Annotated in this window: 13 protein-coding genes; 3 read left to right on the forward strand and 10 right to left on the reverse strand. The window is 66.2% G+C overall.

Annotated elements, in window-relative coordinates:
* Window positions 1-51: 51 nt before the first annotated feature.
* From WT26_RS32930 to WT26_RS32955, 6 genes are all read right to left on the reverse strand, one after another.
* On the reverse strand, window positions 52-828 hold the full coding sequence (locus tag WT26_RS32930; protein ID WP_420480945.1) for an EAL domain-containing protein: 777 nt from the start codon (window positions 826-828) through the stop codon (window positions 52-54).
* A 576-nt stretch (window positions 829-1,404) separates the two neighbouring features.
* A complete protein-coding gene (locus tag WT26_RS32935) occupies window positions 1,405-2,547 on the reverse strand; it encodes a DUF2827 domain-containing protein (protein WP_069274888.1) in 1,143 nt (380 codons plus the stop codon).
* A 159-nt stretch (window positions 2,548-2,706) separates the two neighbouring features.
* Window positions 2,707-4,704 (reverse strand): acetyl-CoA carboxylase biotin carboxylase subunit, encoded by a 1,998-nt coding sequence (locus WT26_RS32940; RefSeq protein ID WP_069274889.1) that lies wholly within the window; start codon window positions 4,702-4,704, stop codon window positions 2,707-2,709.
* Between the two features lie 36 nt (window positions 4,705-4,740).
* A complete protein-coding gene (locus WT26_RS32945; RefSeq protein ID WP_059525016.1) occupies window positions 4,741-5,526 on the reverse strand; it encodes an enoyl-CoA hydratase/isomerase family protein in 786 nt (261 codons plus the stop codon).
* 19 nt (window positions 5,527-5,545) lie between these two features.
* Window positions 5,546-7,153 (reverse strand): carboxyl transferase domain-containing protein, encoded by a 1,608-nt coding sequence (locus tag WT26_RS32950; protein WP_059525014.1) that lies wholly within the window; start codon window positions 7,151-7,153, stop codon window positions 5,546-5,548.
* Between the two features lie 31 nt (window positions 7,154-7,184).
* Window positions 7,185-8,366, reverse strand: a complete 1,182-nt coding sequence (locus WT26_RS32955) for an isovaleryl-CoA dehydrogenase (protein WP_059525012.1) — start codon at window positions 8,364-8,366, stop codon at window positions 7,185-7,187.
* 170 nt (window positions 8,367-8,536) lie between these two features.
* Here WT26_RS32955 and WT26_RS32960 point away from each other — a divergent pair, with 170 nt between their 5' ends.
* Window positions 8,537-9,283 carry a TetR/AcrR family transcriptional regulator gene (locus WT26_RS32960; protein ID WP_069274890.1) on the forward strand — a complete coding sequence of 249 codons (747 nt, stop codon included), beginning with the start codon at window positions 8,537-8,539 and terminating at the stop codon, window positions 9,281-9,283.
* Between the two features lie 522 nt (window positions 9,284-9,805).
* On the opposite strand, the gene WT26_RS38215 is transcribed toward WT26_RS32960, so the two are convergent.
* Window positions 9,806-9,961: a hypothetical protein gene (locus WT26_RS38215; protein WP_196222221.1), complete on the reverse strand. Its 156-nt coding sequence runs from the start codon at window positions 9,959-9,961 to the stop codon at window positions 9,806-9,808.
* A gap of 188 nt (window positions 9,962-10,149) precedes the next feature.
* On the opposite strand from WT26_RS38215, the gene WT26_RS32965 reads away from it, so the two are divergent.
* Window positions 10,150-12,312: a TonB-dependent siderophore receptor gene (locus WT26_RS32965; RefSeq protein ID WP_069274891.1), complete on the forward strand. Its 2,163-nt coding sequence runs from the start codon at window positions 10,150-10,152 to the stop codon at window positions 12,310-12,312.
* A 137-nt stretch (window positions 12,313-12,449) separates the two neighbouring features.
* On the opposite strand, the gene WT26_RS32970 is transcribed toward WT26_RS32965, so the two are convergent.
* Window positions 12,450-14,366 (reverse strand): SMP-30/gluconolactonase/LRE family protein, encoded by a 1,917-nt coding sequence (locus tag WT26_RS32970; RefSeq protein WP_069274892.1) that lies wholly within the window; start codon window positions 14,364-14,366, stop codon window positions 12,450-12,452.
* 57 nt (window positions 14,367-14,423) lie between these two features.
* On the opposite strand from WT26_RS32970, the gene WT26_RS37860 reads away from it, so the two are divergent.
* Window positions 14,424-14,624 (forward strand): hypothetical protein, encoded by a 201-nt coding sequence (locus tag WT26_RS37860; RefSeq protein WP_155123280.1) that lies wholly within the window; start codon window positions 14,424-14,426, stop codon window positions 14,622-14,624.
* Between the two features lie 157 nt (window positions 14,625-14,781).
* Here WT26_RS37860 and WT26_RS32975 read toward each other — a convergent pair whose 3' ends face one another.
* Window positions 14,782-15,213 (reverse strand): GFA family protein, encoded by a 432-nt coding sequence (locus WT26_RS32975; protein ID WP_069274893.1) that lies wholly within the window; start codon window positions 15,211-15,213, stop codon window positions 14,782-14,784.
* 39 nt (window positions 15,214-15,252) lie between these two features.
* Window positions 15,253-16,386, reverse strand: a complete 1,134-nt coding sequence (locus WT26_RS32980; RefSeq protein WP_069275226.1) for a porin — start codon at window positions 16,384-16,386, stop codon at window positions 15,253-15,255.
* Window positions 16,387-16,519: the final 133 nt, after the last annotated feature.

Here is a 16,519-nt window from a genome sequence, read left to right on the forward strand (position 1 = left end):
CTCTCAAGACTGCGTCAGCCCACCCGACTGCACGACGTCGAACGGATCGCATCACGCTGCATCCGAACGCCGGGAAAAGTGATCGCCCTGCGCCCACCGGACGCCGGCGTCGATCGACATCTGCCGGTCGATCTCGCTCTCCACGCCTTCGACGACGACGTGCCCCGCGCTCTCGTGCGTCAGCGCCACCAGCCGGCGCACCTGATACCGGCCGACCGCGTTGTCCCGGATCATCGCCAGCATCGACCGGTCCAGCTTCACGATGTCCGGACGGCCGACCACGAAATGGTTGTGCGCGCTGTGGCCCGCGCCGAAATCGTCGATCGCGATGCGGCACCCGGCCTGCCGCACCCGATGGACGAACGCACGGCCGGATAGCGGGTCCAGCGGCGTGGTTTCCGTGATCTCGAGCACGAGCCGCTGCGCGACCGCCGGCTCGACGCGGAGCCACTCGAAGATCGCCTGCCACTGCGCGTCTTCCGTCGCGCTCGACGCCGACACGTTGCAGCCGTAAACGGCTTGCGCATCGGCGCGCAGGCTGTCGATCGTCCGGCCGACCACGAGCCGGTCGAACCACCGCATCAGCCCCATCGATACGAGCCCCGGCAGGAACGCAACGGGCCGCAACACGTCGCGCGGCCCGCGTGCGAGGCGCGCGAGGCGCGCGAGGCATTCCCGGTACAGCACACCGCCCGACAGGTCGGCCCGGCACACGGGCTCTTGCGCGAACGCGAGCCGGTGCTCGATGAAGCGGCATACCGCGACGGGGTCGAGATGCGCGGCGGTCGGATCGAACAGCTGGCGGGCGTCGTCATGATTCTTTTGCATTTGCGCCTCGAGGCAAGCGTCGACCACGTTCATTCCGGCGCTCCGAAAAACGTCGAGCCGCGCGAACCGGCCCATTCGTCACAATAAACGCCGGAGAATGAAAAAGAATCCTCCCGCACCTTGCCAACGAAAATCGACCGAATCGAAAATCCGGCCTTCGTTGAAATATCCGGAAGCCATTCTAGATTCAAGCAAATTCGAACACTGTTAACGATATTGAAATTACATGAATGAAAGCCGGATCATCTTATTATTCGGCTCGCCGGTTCGCGGTTTATTCATATGAAAATACAAATTAAAATCACGCGCGCAGCGTGGCTGTCGCGGCGCGAACCCGCTCGATCATCCGAGCCCGCAACATCAACCATTCGTTCATTATGATTTTCAATGAAGGCTGATTTTCAGGATTATCAATCCATCGCACGCCGGCAATTAAAACTGACTGTCTTTAACAGTCTTACAAGATAGTTAACATTAAAATCAATTCCGACGGACCACCCCCGGATCCGTCATCTTTGTGCCTTGCAAGCCGCCGATGCCCCCGCTTCGGCGGTTTTTTTTGCTCCCGCGACGCCGCTACGCCGCCGTCGCGCCGATCAATTGCGCAAGCAGGGCGTCGTATTCGGCAATGAGCGCGGGATTCGCCGACGTATAGCGGCTCAGGATGTCGCGCTGGCGCAGCGTGTACGCTTCCCAGTCGTCATCGTGCGTATGCAGCGCACGCAACAGCGCATCGGCGCCCTGCTGCACGTCGTTGTCCGGATAGTAGTAGCCGAGATCGGGCGCGAGGCTCGCGTTGTGCACGAGCGGATAGCCCTGCCAGCACACGTCGAAATAGAAATAGTTGAGCGGGTTCGACCATTGGTGCGACACGACGATATCGGTCAGGTCGGCCAGGAACAGCGGCGTATCGAAGCGCCCGACGAAACTCGCCTTGCCCGCGCGCACGATGTCCAGGTAGTTCATCAGCATCACGAACTCGGGACTGTCGTGCGCGAGGCGATCGGCGTTCGTCACGTGCGTGAAGCAGATCGCATCGGGGTCGCGCCGATACGCTTCGTCGATGATCAGCATCGGATACACGCAGAACTTCACGACGTTGTGGTTCGGCTCCATCACCGTCAGCCGCTTCGCGCTCGTGCCGCTCGGCCGGTATTCGCCGTGCTCCGGCAGCGACTGCGCGCGCGCGCTCAGGAACATCGGGTCCCACACGAACGGCACGACGCGCCCGGGGCAGCGGCGCAGCGACTGCAGGAACGGCAGCGACGACGGCGCGATCTGCGGAATCGCCCACACCTCGTCGTAGCCGCGGTTGATGAACAGCGAATCCCACAGCCGGCGGCCGAACAGCATCGATTCCATCGCGTTGATGTACTCGACGCCGCAGCAATAACTGACGAGTTTCGCGCCGCGCGCCTTCAGGTAGGCCGTCTGCTCGCCGTCGATCTGCCCGCCGAGCTCGATCACCACGTCGAGCGAATCCTTCATCTCGGCGAATGCGCGCGTGTCGTACACGCCGCGATCCCACGGCAATGCCTCGGTGAGCGGCACGTCGGTGGTGTTGACCAGCGTCACGCGGTAGCCGTGCGGCGACGCCATCAGCAGCTTCGCGAGAAACAGCGCGTTCTGCTTGATGCCGTTGATCCACAGGCTTTCGTCAGGGGCACGCAGTCCGATTGTGATACCGATGCGCAGGCCGTTCAGGACAGGGGATGTCATCGTCGGCGGGATGGGAAGTTGGAGGGTCGCAGTATCGCGCGCGGCCCCGCCCTGTTCGGGTGCTGCCGCGCTGACCGCCAGTTTAGCGGACTTCCGGCCGCCGGACTGTTAGGGATGGTCAGGACCCGCGCCGACCGGCGACGGGCCCCGACGCAACGCTCAGCCTTCCGCCATCATCAGCAACTGCGCGCCGTCCGACACCTGGTCGCCGACGCCGTACAGCACTTCCGCGACGACGCCCGCGCTCGGCGCGCCGATCGTGTGCTCCATCTTCATCGCTTCCATCACGATCAGCGGCGTGCCCGCTTCGACCTTCTGGCCCGGCTCGACCAGCACCGCGATCACCTTGCCGGGCATCGGCGCGGTCAGGCGGCCGCCGCCCTGCTCCGCGTCGCCCGCATGCGCGAGCAGGTTGCGCCATTCGAACGTCTCGGCCGCGCCTTGCGTGAACACGTGGAAGGTGTCGCCGGCCGCATACACGCGGCCGCTGCTGCGCACGCCGCCGAGCGTCACGTCGAAATCGAGCGGCGTGGCGCCACGCGTCCACGCGAACGGTTGCGCCGGCGCGTCGCCGATCGCGAGCCGCTTGCCGGCCGCGTCGTCGTCGACGGTCACGGTGAGATCCGACTCGCGATCGATCGCGCGCCATTCGAGCGTACGGCGATAGCCGCCGTTCAGTCGCCAGTCCGGCAGCGCGCCCCACGGCGAACCGGGGTCCGCGAGCGCATCGCGCTCACGCGCGAGCAGTGCCGCGCAGGCCAGCGCGAGCATCGCGCGCGGCGGCTCTTGCGGCGCGAACAGCGCATCGTGATTGCGCTCGATCAGGCCCGTGTCGAGATCGGCCGTCGCGAACGGCTCGCACGCGACGATCCGCTGCAGGAACGCGGCATTCGTATGCAGGCCGACCACTTCGCATGCACGCAGCGCGCGCAGCATCAGGCTCAGCGCTTCCGCACGGTCCGCACCGTGAACGATCAGCTTCGCGATCATCGGATCGTAGAACGGCGTGATCGCATCGCCTTCTCGCACGCCGCTGTCGACGCGCACCGATGCGCCGATCGCGAACTCGACGCCTGCCGGCAGCCGCAGGTGCTTCAGCGTGCCCGTGGACGGCAGGAAGCCGCGCGCCGGGTTCTCCGCATACAGGCGCGCCTCGAGTGCGTGACCCTGCACGCGCAGTTCGTCCTGCCGCAGCGGCAGCGGCTCGCCGGATGCGACACGCAGTTGCCATTCGACGAGATCGAGCCCGGTGACCATCTCGGTGACCGGATGCTCGACCTGCAGGCGCGTGTTCATTTCCATGAAGTAGAACGCGTCGCCCGTCATGATGAACTCGACGGTGCCCGCGCCGACATAACCGACCGCGCGCGCGGCCGCGACGGCCGCTTCGCCCATCGCACGGCGCACGTCGTCGGGCAGGCCCGGCGCCGGCGCTTCCTCGAGCACCTTCTGGTGACGGCGCTGCACCGAGCAGTCGCGGTCGAACAGATATACGGTATTGCCGTGCGTGTCGCCGAATACCTGCACCTCGACGTGGCGCGGGCGCGTCAGGTACTTCTCGATCAGCACGCGGTCGTTGCCGAAGCTGCTCGCGGCTTCGCGCTGGCACGACGCGAGCGCCGCCGGGAAATCGTCGGAGCGCTCGACCACGCGCATCCCCTTGCCGCCGCCGCCCGCGCTCGCCTTCAGCAGCACCGGGTAGCCGATCGCGTCGGCTTCGCGATGCAGGTTGGCCGCGTCCTGGTCGTCGCCGTGATAGCCGGGCACGAGCGGCACGGCGGCCGCGTGCATCAGCGCCTTCGCGGCGGCCTTCGAGCCCATCGCCGCGATCGCGTCGACCGGCGGCCCGATGAAGACGATGCCGGCCGCTTCGCACGCATGCGCAAAATCTTCGTTCTCCGACAGAAAACCGTAGCCGGGGTGGATCGCCTGCGCGCCGGTCGCGCGCGCGGCTTCGATGATGCGTTCGATGCGCAGGTAGCTGTCCGCGGCGGCCGAGCCGCCGATGTGCACGGCTTCGTCGCACGCGGCCACGTGTTTCGCGTTCGCGTCCGCGTCGGAATAGACGGCGACGCTCGCGATCCCGAGACGTTTGCACGTCGCGGCGACGCGGCACGCGATTTCGCCGCGGTTGGCGATCAGAATCTTGTCGAACATGGCTTCGGTGTCGTCCGGAAAGTTAGGGGCACGCCGTCATTCACGCCAAGAAGGCGTGCGTTTCTCGAGGAAGGACGCGATCCCTTCGCGCGCTTCCGCGCCGGCCCGGGTTCGCGCGATCCAGTCGGCGGTCTGCTCGATCAGCGTCGCGTCGAGCGCGCGGCCGGCCACGTCGGCAACGAGCCGCTTGCACGCGCGCACCGCGTCGGGGCCGTTCGCGACGAGCGTCGCGGCCAGCTTCGCGACGGTTTCGTCGAGCGCATCGGCCGGCACCGCTTCGTGAATGAAGCCGAGCGACGCCGCGCGCGTGCTGTCGAACACCTCGGCCGTCGTGAAGTAGCGGCGCGCCGCGCGCTCGCCCATCGCGCGCACCACGTACGGCGCGATCGTCGCGGGGATCAGCCCGAGCCGCGCTTCCGACAGGCAGAACTTCACGCCGTCGGCCGCAATCGCGATGTCGGCCGCGGCCACCAGGCCCACCCCGCCCGCATAGGCATCGCCGTGCACGCGGGCGATCACCGGCTTGCCGCAACGATGGATCGCCTCGAGCATTCGCGCGAGCTTGCGCGCATCGGCACGGTTCTCGTCGTCCGAGTAACCGGCCATCTTCTTCATCCAGTTCAGGTCCGCGCCCGCGCAGAACGCCGCGCCTTCCGCGGCGAGCACGATCGCGCGCACGCCTTCATGCGCGTCGAGCCATTCGAACGCGGTGGTCAGCTCGGCGATCGTCGTCTCGTTGAACGCGTTGCGCACGTCGGGACGCGCGAGCGTGACGGTCGTCACGCGGCCGGCTTCGCTTACCTTGATCGTTTCGTATCGCATCGGTCAGCCCTCCCGGCCGTTACATGCGGAACACGCCGAAGCGCGTATCTTCGATCGGCGCGTTCATCGATGCGGCCAGGCCGAGCCCGAGCACGTCGCGCGTCTGCGCCGGGTCGATCACGCCGTCGTCCCACAGCCGCGCGCTCGCGTAATACGGATGGCCCTGGCGCTCGTACTGGTCGCGGATCGGCTGCTTGAACGCGTCCTCCTCCTCGGCCGACCACGCACCGCCCTTCGCCTCGATGCCGTCGCGGCGCACCGTCGCGAGCACCGAGGCGGCCTGCTCGCCGCCCATCACCGAGATCCGCGCGTTCGGCCACATCCACAGGAAGCGCGGGCCGAATGCGCGGCCGCACATCCCGTAGTTGCCGGCGCCGAACGAGCCGCCGATGATCACCGTGAACTTCGGCACCTTCGCGTTCGACACGGCCGTCACCATCTTCGCGCCGTGCCGCGCGATGCCTTCGTTCTCGTACTTGCGGCCGACCATGAAGCCCGTGATGTTCTGCAGGAACACGAGCGGAATCTTGCGCTGGCAGCACAGCTCGATGAAATGCGCGCCCTTCACCGCCGATTCGGAGAACAGGATGCCGTTGTTCGCGACGATCCCGACCGGGTGCCCCCAGATGTGCGCGAAACCCGTGACGAGCGTCGTACCGTAGCGCGCCTTGAATTCGTCGAACTCCGAATCGTCGACGATGCGGGCGATCACCTCGCGCACGTCGAACGGCTTGCGCGTATCGACCGGAATCACGCCGTACAGGCTCTTCGCGTCGTAGCGCGGCGGCTTCGGCTCGCGCAGCGCCACCGGCGACGCGATCTTCGGCGCGAGATGATCGACGATGCTGCGCGCGATCGACAGCGCATGCGCGTCGTTCTGCGCGAGATGGTCGGCCACGCCCGACAGGCGCGTATGCACGTCGCCGCCGCCGAGATCCTCGGCGCTCACTTCCTCGCCGGTCGCGGCCTTCACCAGCGGCGGGCCGCCCAGGAAAATCGTGCCCTGCTCCTTCACGATGATCGACTCGTCGCTCATCGCCGGCACGTATGCGCCGCCCGCCGTGCACGAACCCATCACGACGGCGATCTGCGCGATCCCCGCGGCCGACATCGTCGCCTGGTTGAAGAAGATGCGGCCGAAGTGGTCGCGGTCGGGAAACACGTCGTCCTGGTTCGGCAGGTTCGCGCCGCCCGAATCGACGAGGTAGACGCACGGCAGCCGGTTTTCCGCGGCGATCTCCTGCGCGCGCACGTGCTTCTTCACCGTGACCGGGTAATAGGTGCCGCCCTTGACCGTCGCGTCGTTGCACACGATCACGCACTCGCGGCCGGCGATCCGGCCGATCCCGGTGATGACGCCCGCGCCCGGCGCGTCGTCGTTGTACATGCCGTTCGCCGCGAGCTGCGAGAACTCGAGGAACGGCGCACCCGGATCGAGCAGTTGCGCGATGCGGTCGCGCGGCAGCAGCTTGCCGCGCGCCAGGTGCTTGTCGCGCGCGGCCTGGCCGCCGCCCTGCGCGAGCTGTTCGATCTTCGCGCGCAGATCGGCGACGACCGCCTCGAGCGCGGCGGCGTTCGCGCGGAAGTCTTCCGAGCGCGGGTTCAGTTTCGATTCGATGATCGGCATCGACGGAGCTCCGTTCGCGTGACGTGGGGCGTTACAGCGTTTCCGCGAACAGCTCGCGGCCGATCAGCATGCGGCGGATCTCGCTCGTGCCGGCGCCGATCTCGTACAGCTTCGCATCGCGCCACAGGCGCCCGACCGGGTATTCGTTGATGTAGCCGTTGCCGCCGAGGATCTGGATCGCCTCGCCGGCCATCCACGTCGCCTTCTCGGCCGTATAGAGGATCACGCCCGCGCAGTCCTTGCGCACCTGGCGGATATGGTCGCTGCCGGCCGAATCGAGGTGGCGGCCGACCGCGTACAGATACGCGCGGCACGCCTGGAACGTGGTGTACATGTCGGCGACCTTGCCCTGGATCAGCTGGAATTCGCCGATCGCCTGGCCGAACTGCTTGCGGTCGTGAATGTACGGCACCACCGCGTCGAGACACGCGGCCATGATGCCCGTCGGGCCGCCCGACAGCACGGCGCGCTCGTAGTCGAGACCGCTCATCAGCACCTTCACGCCGCCGTTGAGCTGGCCGAGGATGTTTTCCTCCGGCACTTCGACGTCCTGGAACACCAGCTCGCCCGTGTGCGACCCGCGCATGCCGAGCTTGTCGAGCTTCTGCGCGACCGAGAAGCCCTTCATCCCCTTCTCGACGATGAACGCGGTGATGCCGCGCGGGCCGGCTTCGAGGTCGGTCTTCGCGTAGACCACCAGCGTGTCGCAATCGGGCCCGTTGGTGATCCACATCTTCGTGCCGTTCAGCACGTAGCGATCGCCGCGCTTGTCGGCGCGCAGCTTCATGCTGACGACGTCCGAGCCGGCATTCGGCTCGCTCATCGCGAGCGCGCCGATGTGTTCGCCCGACACGAGCTTCGGCAGGTATTTCCGCTTCTGCGCGTCGGTGCCGTTGCGGTGGATCTGGTTCACGCACAGGTTCGAGTGCGCGCCGTACGACAGGCCGATCGACGCCGATGCGCGCGAGATCTCCTCCATCGCGACCATGTGCGCGGTGTAGCCCATGTTCGCGCCGCCGTATTCCTCGGCCACCGTCATACCGAGCACGCCGAGATCGCCGAACTTCTTCCACAGATCCATCGGAAACTGGTCGGTGCGGTCGACCTCCGCCGCGCGCGGCGTGATTTCCTTCGCCGCGAACGTCGCGACGGCGTCGCGCAGCATCTCGATGTCTTCACCGAGCATGAATTGCACACCGGGCAGGTTGATCATGTCTCCTCCGTCTCCAGAAAGTGTGTGGCACCCACCGATTTCTGAGTTTCGCTCAAATCGAATGAATGCACCGATTCATTGACCAATACAGCGTAAATTTTGCACAGTTTCGCGCCTCGCCGGGTTCGGCGTCAATAGTTTTTTGAGTGATACTCAGATATCATGCCGGGATGACAGCCGCTACCGCCGACACCATGACCGCCACCGTCAAAGCCGATCGCGCCGACACGTCGCGCGCGCCCGCCGGGCGCAAATCCCAGCAACGCGTGCAGGACATCCTGCGCGCCGGCCGGGAAGTGTTTGCCGAAAAGGGTTACGAGCATGCGACGGCCGCCGAGATCGCGCAGCGCGTGGGCGTATCGGAGGCGACGGTGTTCAGCTACTTCCGCGGCAAGCGCGAGCTGTGCGCGCGGGTCATCGCGGATTGGTACGACGAGAACATCGCCGCGTTCGGGCACGGGATGCCGCAGGATGCGTCGGTGCAGCAGCAATTCGCGTTCATCGTGCGCACCCACTTGCGGCTGATGCTGGTGAACGGCACGGGCCTGTGCGCGCTGGTGCTGTCGGAAGGCCGCGCGAAGCAGCATGCGCTGAGCGACGAGCTCACCGCGCTGCAGCGCCGCTACACCGCGCCGCTGATGGACGTGCTCGCGCGCGGCCAGGCGGCCGGGCAGGTGCGTACCGACCTGCCGCTGAGCCTGCTGCGCTCGATGGTGTTCGGCCCGGTCGAGCACGTGCTGTGGGATGCGATCCTCGGGCACCGCAAGCTCGACACGGAAACGACGGCCACGCAGCTCGTCGACATGCTGTGGGCCGCCGTGCAGCCGCCGGCGCCGGAACAGGCGGCGCTCGTGCGGTTCAGGAATGAAGTGGCGGAAGCCGTGCGGCGGCTGGAGAACGACAAGCACCGCGCCTGAGCTGCGGGGGTCCGCGCGCCGGGGGTGTTGTGCCGGCCGGCCAAACGGCCGTTCGACGTGAACTGACCGCAACGAGCGCAAACGGATCCCACCGAGGTCAACAGCAGCGCAGGCCGCCGCGTCCCCTTATCGCCATCGACGATCCGCTTTCCATTCTTTCCATTTCCTGTCAGGCCTTCCCAATAAATTGGCCAGCAAGAAGCAAATGCACAAGTAACCGACTGCACATACGAAAAACAGCCATCCACCACCAAGGTATCTTTTCACCGGCTCATAAAAGAATGCCAGAGGGGAAAAAAAGACGATATACAACCATGTTTTGCTTATTCGTCGCATTTCCTCTCCTCGCCAAGCACGCACTTCCCGCCTTGGTTGATACTCTGCCACGTACCCCCTGAACCACCAGCACCTTGCCGATCGCCGACGTCTTTGCACTGAGTGTAAACAGCCGGCGCTCGTGCGGTTCAGGAACGAGGTGGCGGAGGTTGGAAGGGAACGGCAAGCGCGCGTGAGCGCGCCCCGTCATTCGGCCAAGCGGCAGTGCGTGAGCTTCAGCCCCGGCAGCACCGGCGCGTCGATGTAGCCTTCGTTCAGGCAACTGAACCGGAGATTCCCGGACGCGGTGAACGCCTTGATCTCGCGCCCCGGGAATTTCGGCTTCAGCGCGTCCTGGTCCACCACACCTAGCCGGTCAACTGAACACCCGCCGCGCAGGGACCACTCAAGCCAGCCTCCCCGCTTTCGATCGTGTAATCTTTTATTGCAAATGATTCTCATTAGCAATATGATGCCGCCTCCGGTCGCCCAAGCGCCGGCACTCCTGTACCCGATCCTTAGTACCTTAGTACTCCACTCATCATCGATTCATGCATGTCCGCCGACCGTCCCGGCGCACCGGCGCCTTCCGTCCGTTGCGCACGAGCCTGCCCGCCCTGATCACGTTGTGCGTCGCGAGCGGCGCGCATGCCGCCGCCGAACCCGCTGCGCCGGCCACTTCGACTTCCCCTTCCACCCCCGACCTGCCGACGATCAGCGTCAACGCGTCGGCCGTCGCCGACCCGACGATCGGCTATCAGCCGCGCACCACGTCGGTCGCGGGCGCGCAGGACACGCCGCTTTCGAAGATTCCGCAATCGGTCGCGGTGGTCAGCAGCAGCGTGATGCAGGACCAGCAGGCGCGCTCGCTCGACGACGTGCTCGGCAACATCAGCGGCGTCACGCAGACGAACACGCTCGGCGGCACGCGCGATGCGTTCGTCAAGCGCGGCTTCGGGTCGAACAACGACGGCTCCGTGCTCGTCGACGGCGTACGCACGCCGGTGCTGCACAGCTATCTCGCGACGATCGACCGCGTCGAGGTGCTGAAGGGCCCGGCGTCGCTGCTGTACGGGATGCAGGATCCGGGCGGCGTGATCAACCTCGTCACGCGCAAGCCGGAAGACACGTTCGGCGGTTCGATCTCCGCATCGCGCACGAGCCACGGCGGCAGCAGCGCGCAGATCGATCTCACGGGCCCGCTCGGCAAGCCGGGCCAGGTCGCGGGCGGCACGCTCGCGTTCCGGCTGACCGGCGAATACGACACGAGCCGCTACTGGCGCAGCTTCGGCCGCGAACGCAACGCGCTGATCGCACCCGCGCTGTCGTGGCACGACGCGAACACGTCGATCGACGTCAGCTACCAGTACGTCGACTACACGATGCCGTTCGATCGCGGCACCGTGCTCGTGAACGGCCAGCTCGACGATGCGTTGCGCTATCGCCGCTACGAGGAGGCATGGTCGCAAAGCAGCGGCATCCAGGAAACGCTGCGTACGCGCATCGAGCACCGCTTCTCCGATGCATGGCGCGTACGCGCGACCTACGGCTGGGGCCGCGACCGCTACCAGCAGTTCATCACGCGCGCCACCGGCCTGAACAGCACGACGGGCGCGATGACGCGCTCGTCCGATGCGAACCTCGGACGCAACGACTCCGACCAGATCGCGACGCTCGGCCTGCTCGGCAACGTGACGCTTGCCGGGATGAACCACGCGATCTACATCGGCGGCGAATACGAACGGCAGCGCAGCTTCCGCGGCGACACGATCCGCGGCAAGGCGACGACGGGCTTCAATCTCTACGACCCCGTGTACGGCCTGCTCGCGGCGGGCGGCACGCCGAGCAAGACGCAAAGCGACAACCTGTCGAAGGTGCACGCGTATTCGATCGTCCTGCAGGACTCGGTGAAGATGACCGAACGGCTCACCGCGGTGGGCGGGCTGCGCTGGGAAAACTGGCAGCAGGAGTCGGGGATGGGGCGGCCGTTCGTGTTCGCCGACCGCTCGCGCGGCAGCGTCTGGCTGCCGCAGTTCGGGCTCGCCTACGCGCTCACGCCGGCGCTGACCGCCTACGCGAACGTGAGCCGATCGTTCAAGCCGAACGTCGCATCGAACGTCGCCGCGCCGCTCGCGCCGGAATACGGCCGCGTGCTCGAGGCCGGGCTGAAGTTCAGCCTGAAGCCCGCGATCACCGGCACGCTCGCGGTCTATCAGATCGACAAGCGCAACGTCGCGGTCACGGTCGGCGACATCACGTCGACGATCGGCACCGCACGCTCGCGCGGGATCGAGCTCGACGTCGCCGGGCAGATCACGCGCCACCTGAGCGTGATCGGCAGCTATGCCTATACGAACGCGAACGACCGCGAGGCGAACCAGCCGCTGATCAACGTCGCGCGCCACACGGGCAGCCTGTTCGCCGTGTACGACACGGCCATCGCGAATCTGCCCGGGCGCTGGCGCTTCGGCGGCGGCGCGCGCCTCGTCGGCGCACGCTCCGGCGACACGGCGAACAGCTTCACGCTGCCCGGCTATGTGACCGTCGACGCATTCGCCGCCTACGAAACGACGATCGGCAAGTTCCCGACGCGCTTCCAGCTCAACGTGAAGAACCTGCTCGACAAGACCTACTATCCGTCGAGCAACACCAACCTGATCGTCGCGGTCGGCGAACCGCGGCTCGTCACGCTGACGACGACGGTATCGTTCTGACGTTCTCGAATGGCGCCCACGCGCCATTCAATCATCGGGCTCTCGAAAAGCTTCCATCCGATTTTGGTGAACGGCCGCGTGCTCGGCGCGCCCGGCCCGCGCTGACGCGGCCGCATGGCCGCGTGGCGTGGACGTGATCACGGATGCCAGCGATACACGATCATGCTGGTGCCGTTGTAGTTGTCCTTCGTGATCACGTATTCGCCGGTCGAGCGCAGGTACGCGCGGATCCCGTACATCGAGTCGACGTCGTTGCCGACATCCATCGCCGACGTGTTCGAGTTGGTCAGCGTCGTGACGAGGGCGCCCGTGTTGAGATCGAACACGTCGACGTTCGGCACGGTGTGCACGTAGCCGACGAACAGGTAGTGACCGGCCGCCGCGATCGATTTCGGGTTCGCGCTCGTCAGGTTGATCACCGGGTTCGGCGCGCTCGTGTTGCCGTTCTTCCAGCCGTGATAGACCTCGATGTGCCCGTTCATCGCGGTCCAGTCCCAGTTGCCCGCCAGGCCCTGCGCGAGGATCATCGTGTCGCTGTCCGCCTGGTAGATGATGCGCGTGACGGGCGCCACGGTGCCCGGCACGGCCGCCGTGACCGGCTTGCCCCACGACGGCTTGCCGGTCGCGTCGAAGCCCGTCATCGGGTAGCGGGTAATCACGTTGGAGCCGTTCAACCCGGCCCACACGTCGCCGTTGCCGTCGATGTCGAAACCGGCCGTGACCTGCAGCGTCGTGTTGAACGGCTTGCCCGGCAGCGAGCCGGCCGGATTCGCGATATAGCCGGTCGCCGGCGTGAAGTAGTAGAAGTTGAAGTTGCCGGGGTTCTGGCCCGACGCGACGAGAATCCGGTTGCCGCCGACCGTCACGAGCTGGCCGAAGTGCTGGCCGCGCTGGTAGTCGTTCATGTCGAGGCGCGGGTCCTTCGGATAGCTGAACGGGTCGACCGTGTTCGCGACGAACGTGCCGCCCGCCGAACCCGTATACACGTTGTTGCCGCTGTAGAAGAACGCGCCGTCGGTCGCCGGGTCGGGCGCGGCGATCGCCTCGAAGTTCAGCGCCTGCAGCTTCCATTGCAGCGCACCCGTCGGGTCGTATGCATGCAGGTCGGTGCTGCCGTTGCGCCCGAGATCCCAGCCCCCGCCCCACGCATTGTTGAGCACGTACAGGTTGCCGCCGGAATCCTTGCCGATGCCGACCACGCGCGTGAAGCGCTTGTCGCCGACCTGCCCCTTGATGCCCGATGTCGTGTCGAGATAACCGCCCTGCACGCCGAACGTGCCGACCTGCTGCGGCAACCCGGCGAGGCTGTAGCGCTTGATGTTCATGTCCGGGCCCTGGTCGCCCACCAGCAACTGCCCCGTCGACGCGTCGAAATACAGCGCCGACGGCCGTGCGCCGGCCGCCATCTGGATCGTGTTCATCAGCGTGCCGGTCGCGCTGTACTGCACGACCACGCCCGCGCTCATGCGCGCCACCCACAGGTTGCCCGCCGCATCGAGCGCCAGCGCACCGGGCCCGGTCACGCCGATGTCGCGCTGCCAGACGCCGTCGGTCGTATAGACGCGCACGCGGTTGCCGTAGAAATCGCTCGCATACAGCAGGTTGCCGGCCGTCGCGAGGCCGGTGATCACGTCCGGATTCGGCAGGCCCGTCCACGTGCTGACCGGGATGCGCAGGTCGCGGGTGTTCGTCGACCGGTTGTAGCGGCCCACCGAGCCGCTGCCGAAGTTGCGGTTGTAGCCGAGCGCGACGAAGATCGACGTCGCGTTGCCGGTGATCGCGCCACCCTGGAATTCGTCGTGGATGCCGATCGTGCCCATCGGCTGGCCGTTCTGGTAGAGCGCGACGCCGCCCGCGTTCTCGTCCCAGCGCGACGCCGTGTAGATCACGCCCTCGGGCGCGACCCACATCGACCGCGCGCCGTTGCCGACGTGCGCGGCGATCGTGCCGAACGTGTTCGCGATCCAGTCGGTCGAGTATTGCGCGTGAACCACCGACGCGATCGCCGCGAGCCATGCGCCGAGCAATGCCGCCCGAATTTGTTTCATTGACATGAATAATGCTCCCGTGACGATCGTCCCTCGACAATGTAAATCGCAGGACATGAAACATTGGTGATTGGCCGCGCATCACGCGCCGATGGCGCAATGCATTGTTCATCATGCGCATCCGGCCATGCCAGGCTTTTTCGTCCGGCCGCCGGGCAGCCGCATTTCAATGCCGATTTTTCGGCACTTTCTCCCGGATCGTTCGAAAGCGACGCGTCATTTTTTCGCACTGCCACGCGTTTTTACGATTTCGACGAAGCCTGACTCAATCATTGCGGATTGAAATTCGAATGCAAGCAAAAATTGATCTTCGAGTATTTTTATTTCTTGCGGAAATGCATTCTGCTGCGGCCGGTGACCGGCTGCGAAGGGGGCGGGAATCGCGTGCGAGCGCCGCGACGGCATCCCGCCCCGGGGACGATCAGCTCGCGGTTTCCAGCGTCGGGCCGTCCCAGCCGTCGATGAATTTCGGCAGCGTATCCACGACGTCGATCACGCGGTGCCGGTAGAACAGGTGCATCGTCGGCTGCAGGTCGCCGGGCAGTTGGCCATCGTGCGCGCGGGCGTTCAGGCTGTTCGGTACGACACGCATGCCGAACCGGTTGGTGCCGCACACGATCTCGCCGCAGGACGCGCAATACGTGCGCGACATCGACTTCGCCGGATGCGGGAACGTCGCATTCGCGCCGGTGACGGCGAGTTGCCCGCTGCCCCACGCGGTGGCCGACAGCATGGATGTGCCGTAGAAGTCGCGGCACGTCTGGCAATGGCAATTCGCCCTTGCCGCGGGTTCGCCCTGCAGCGTGACGGTCACCGCGCCGCACAGGCAGCGCACGGAACGCTCTCGAGTCATTTCGCCTCCTTGTGAAGAGGCCCGAGTATAGGCCGGCCGTCAGAACCGCTGACGCATGCCGAGGCTGACGATGGCCTGCGAGCGCGAATCGGACGAGTGGCCGTTCGCCTTGTCGGACACCGACGCGGTCGCGGCCACCGGCCGGCCGAGCGCGTCGAGCGTCGTGCCGGACGCATGCTGGTACGCGCCGAGCAGGTACACGCTGGTGCGCTTCGACAGGTCGTAGACCGCGCCGAGCGTCACGTTGTGGTACTGCGCACGGTTGTCGATGCCGTCGACGTCGCTGCCGCGCGTGTAGCTGTAGCCCGCGAACAGCTGCGTCTGCGGCTGCACGTTCCAGCGCGTGAACACGCCCGCGACATTGAACGTCGCGTGGCCGTTGAACAGCGACTGAGCACCGCTGCGGTACTGCACGTTGCTGTAGTTCACGCCGACCACGGCCGGGCCGAAATCGTAGGTCGCGCCGGTCGCGATGATCTGCTGCGACTGCGCGCTCGCATAGCCTTCGTTGATCGACGAGTTGAACAGCCCGTCGTCGGTGCTCTGCCACTTGCCGGCCGTCGGGTCGGTCGCGCCCGTCTTGCTGTTGTCCGAACGCTCGTAGCCGACGCCGACGCTCCACGTGTTGCGCTGCTTCATGCTGCCCGGCTGGCTGCCGAAGCCGTACAGCGCACCGAACGTGAAGCCCGAGTAGTTGGCGCTCGTGTACTTGATCGAGCTGTCGACGCGCGCGGTCTGGTCGAGGTCGTCGATGTCGCCCGGGTGTGCGCCGAAGCCGCCGATGAACGACGACGGGCCGACCGGGCTCACGAAGTCGTCGAGCGACGTGTACTGGCGGCCGAGCGAGACCGTGCCGTAGCGGTCGCTGCCGAGGCCGACGAACGCCTGGCGGCCGAACTGGCGGCCCCCCTGGCCCGACGTGCCGTTCGTGATGTCGAAGCCGTTCTCGAGGACGAACAGCGCGCGCATCCCGCCGCCCAGATCCTCGGAACCCTTGATGCCCCAGCGGCTGCCGGACAGGTTGCCGGTCGTGAGCCCGACGCTCGAATGGCCGGTGTACGCGCCCGCGGAGCCGACCCGTTCGTTGCTGCGATAGGTCACGCCCGCGTCGACGATGCCGTACAGCGTGACGCGCTTCAGGCACGCTGGAGCGCGCCTGAAACGGCTCGCAATGGTAGAAGGAACCGATTCCACGAGAAAGCGGAAGAATCAAAAGAATTTCTTGTGGAAAATGAGATAGTCAGCGGTGGCGTGCGCGCGCGTCGGATGTGGACGGCAGCGCGCAGGTCGAACGACCAATCGCAGC

Origin of the sequence: Burkholderia cepacia, from assembly GCF_001718835.1 — a bacterium.
GTDB classification, from domain to species: Bacteria; Pseudomonadota; Gammaproteobacteria; order Burkholderiales; family Burkholderiaceae; genus Burkholderia; species Burkholderia cepacia_F.

What these genes read in the sequence shown, in the direction of transcription:
- WT26_RS32930 (WP_420480945.1), bottom strand. Translation starts at nt 828, where the DNA reads ATGCAAAAGAATCATGACGACGCCCGCCAGCTGTTCGATCCGACCGCC.
- WT26_RS32935 (WP_069274888.1), bottom strand. Translation starts at nt 2,547, where the DNA reads ATGACATCCCCTGTCCTGAACGGCCTGCGCATCGGTATCACAATCGGA.
- WT26_RS32940 (WP_069274889.1), bottom strand. Translation starts at nt 4,704, where the DNA reads ATGTTCGACAAGATTCTGATCGCCAACCGCGGCGAAATCGCGTGCCGC.
- WT26_RS32945 (WP_059525016.1), bottom strand. Translation starts at nt 5,526, where the DNA reads ATGCGATACGAAACGATCAAGGTAAGCGAAGCCGGCCGCGTGACGACC.
- WT26_RS32950 (WP_059525014.1), bottom strand. Translation starts at nt 7,153, where the DNA reads ATGCCGATCATCGAATCGAAACTGAACCCGCGCTCGGAAGACTTCCGC.
- WT26_RS32955 (WP_059525012.1), bottom strand. Translation starts at nt 8,366, where the DNA reads ATGATCAACCTGCCCGGTGTGCAATTCATGCTCGGTGAAGACATCGAG.
- WT26_RS32960 (WP_069274890.1), top strand. Translation starts at nt 8,537, where the DNA reads ATGACAGCCGCTACCGCCGACACCATGACCGCCACCGTCAAAGCCGAT.
- WT26_RS32965 (WP_069274891.1), top strand. Translation starts at nt 10,150, where the DNA reads ATGCATGTCCGCCGACCGTCCCGGCGCACCGGCGCCTTCCGTCCGTTG.
- WT26_RS32970 (WP_069274892.1), bottom strand. Translation starts at nt 14,366, where the DNA reads ATGTCAATGAAACAAATTCGGGCGGCATTGCTCGGCGCATGGCTCGCG.
- WT26_RS32975 (WP_069274893.1), bottom strand. Translation starts at nt 15,213, where the DNA reads ATGACTCGAGAGCGTTCCGTGCGCTGCCTGTGCGGCGCGGTGACCGTC.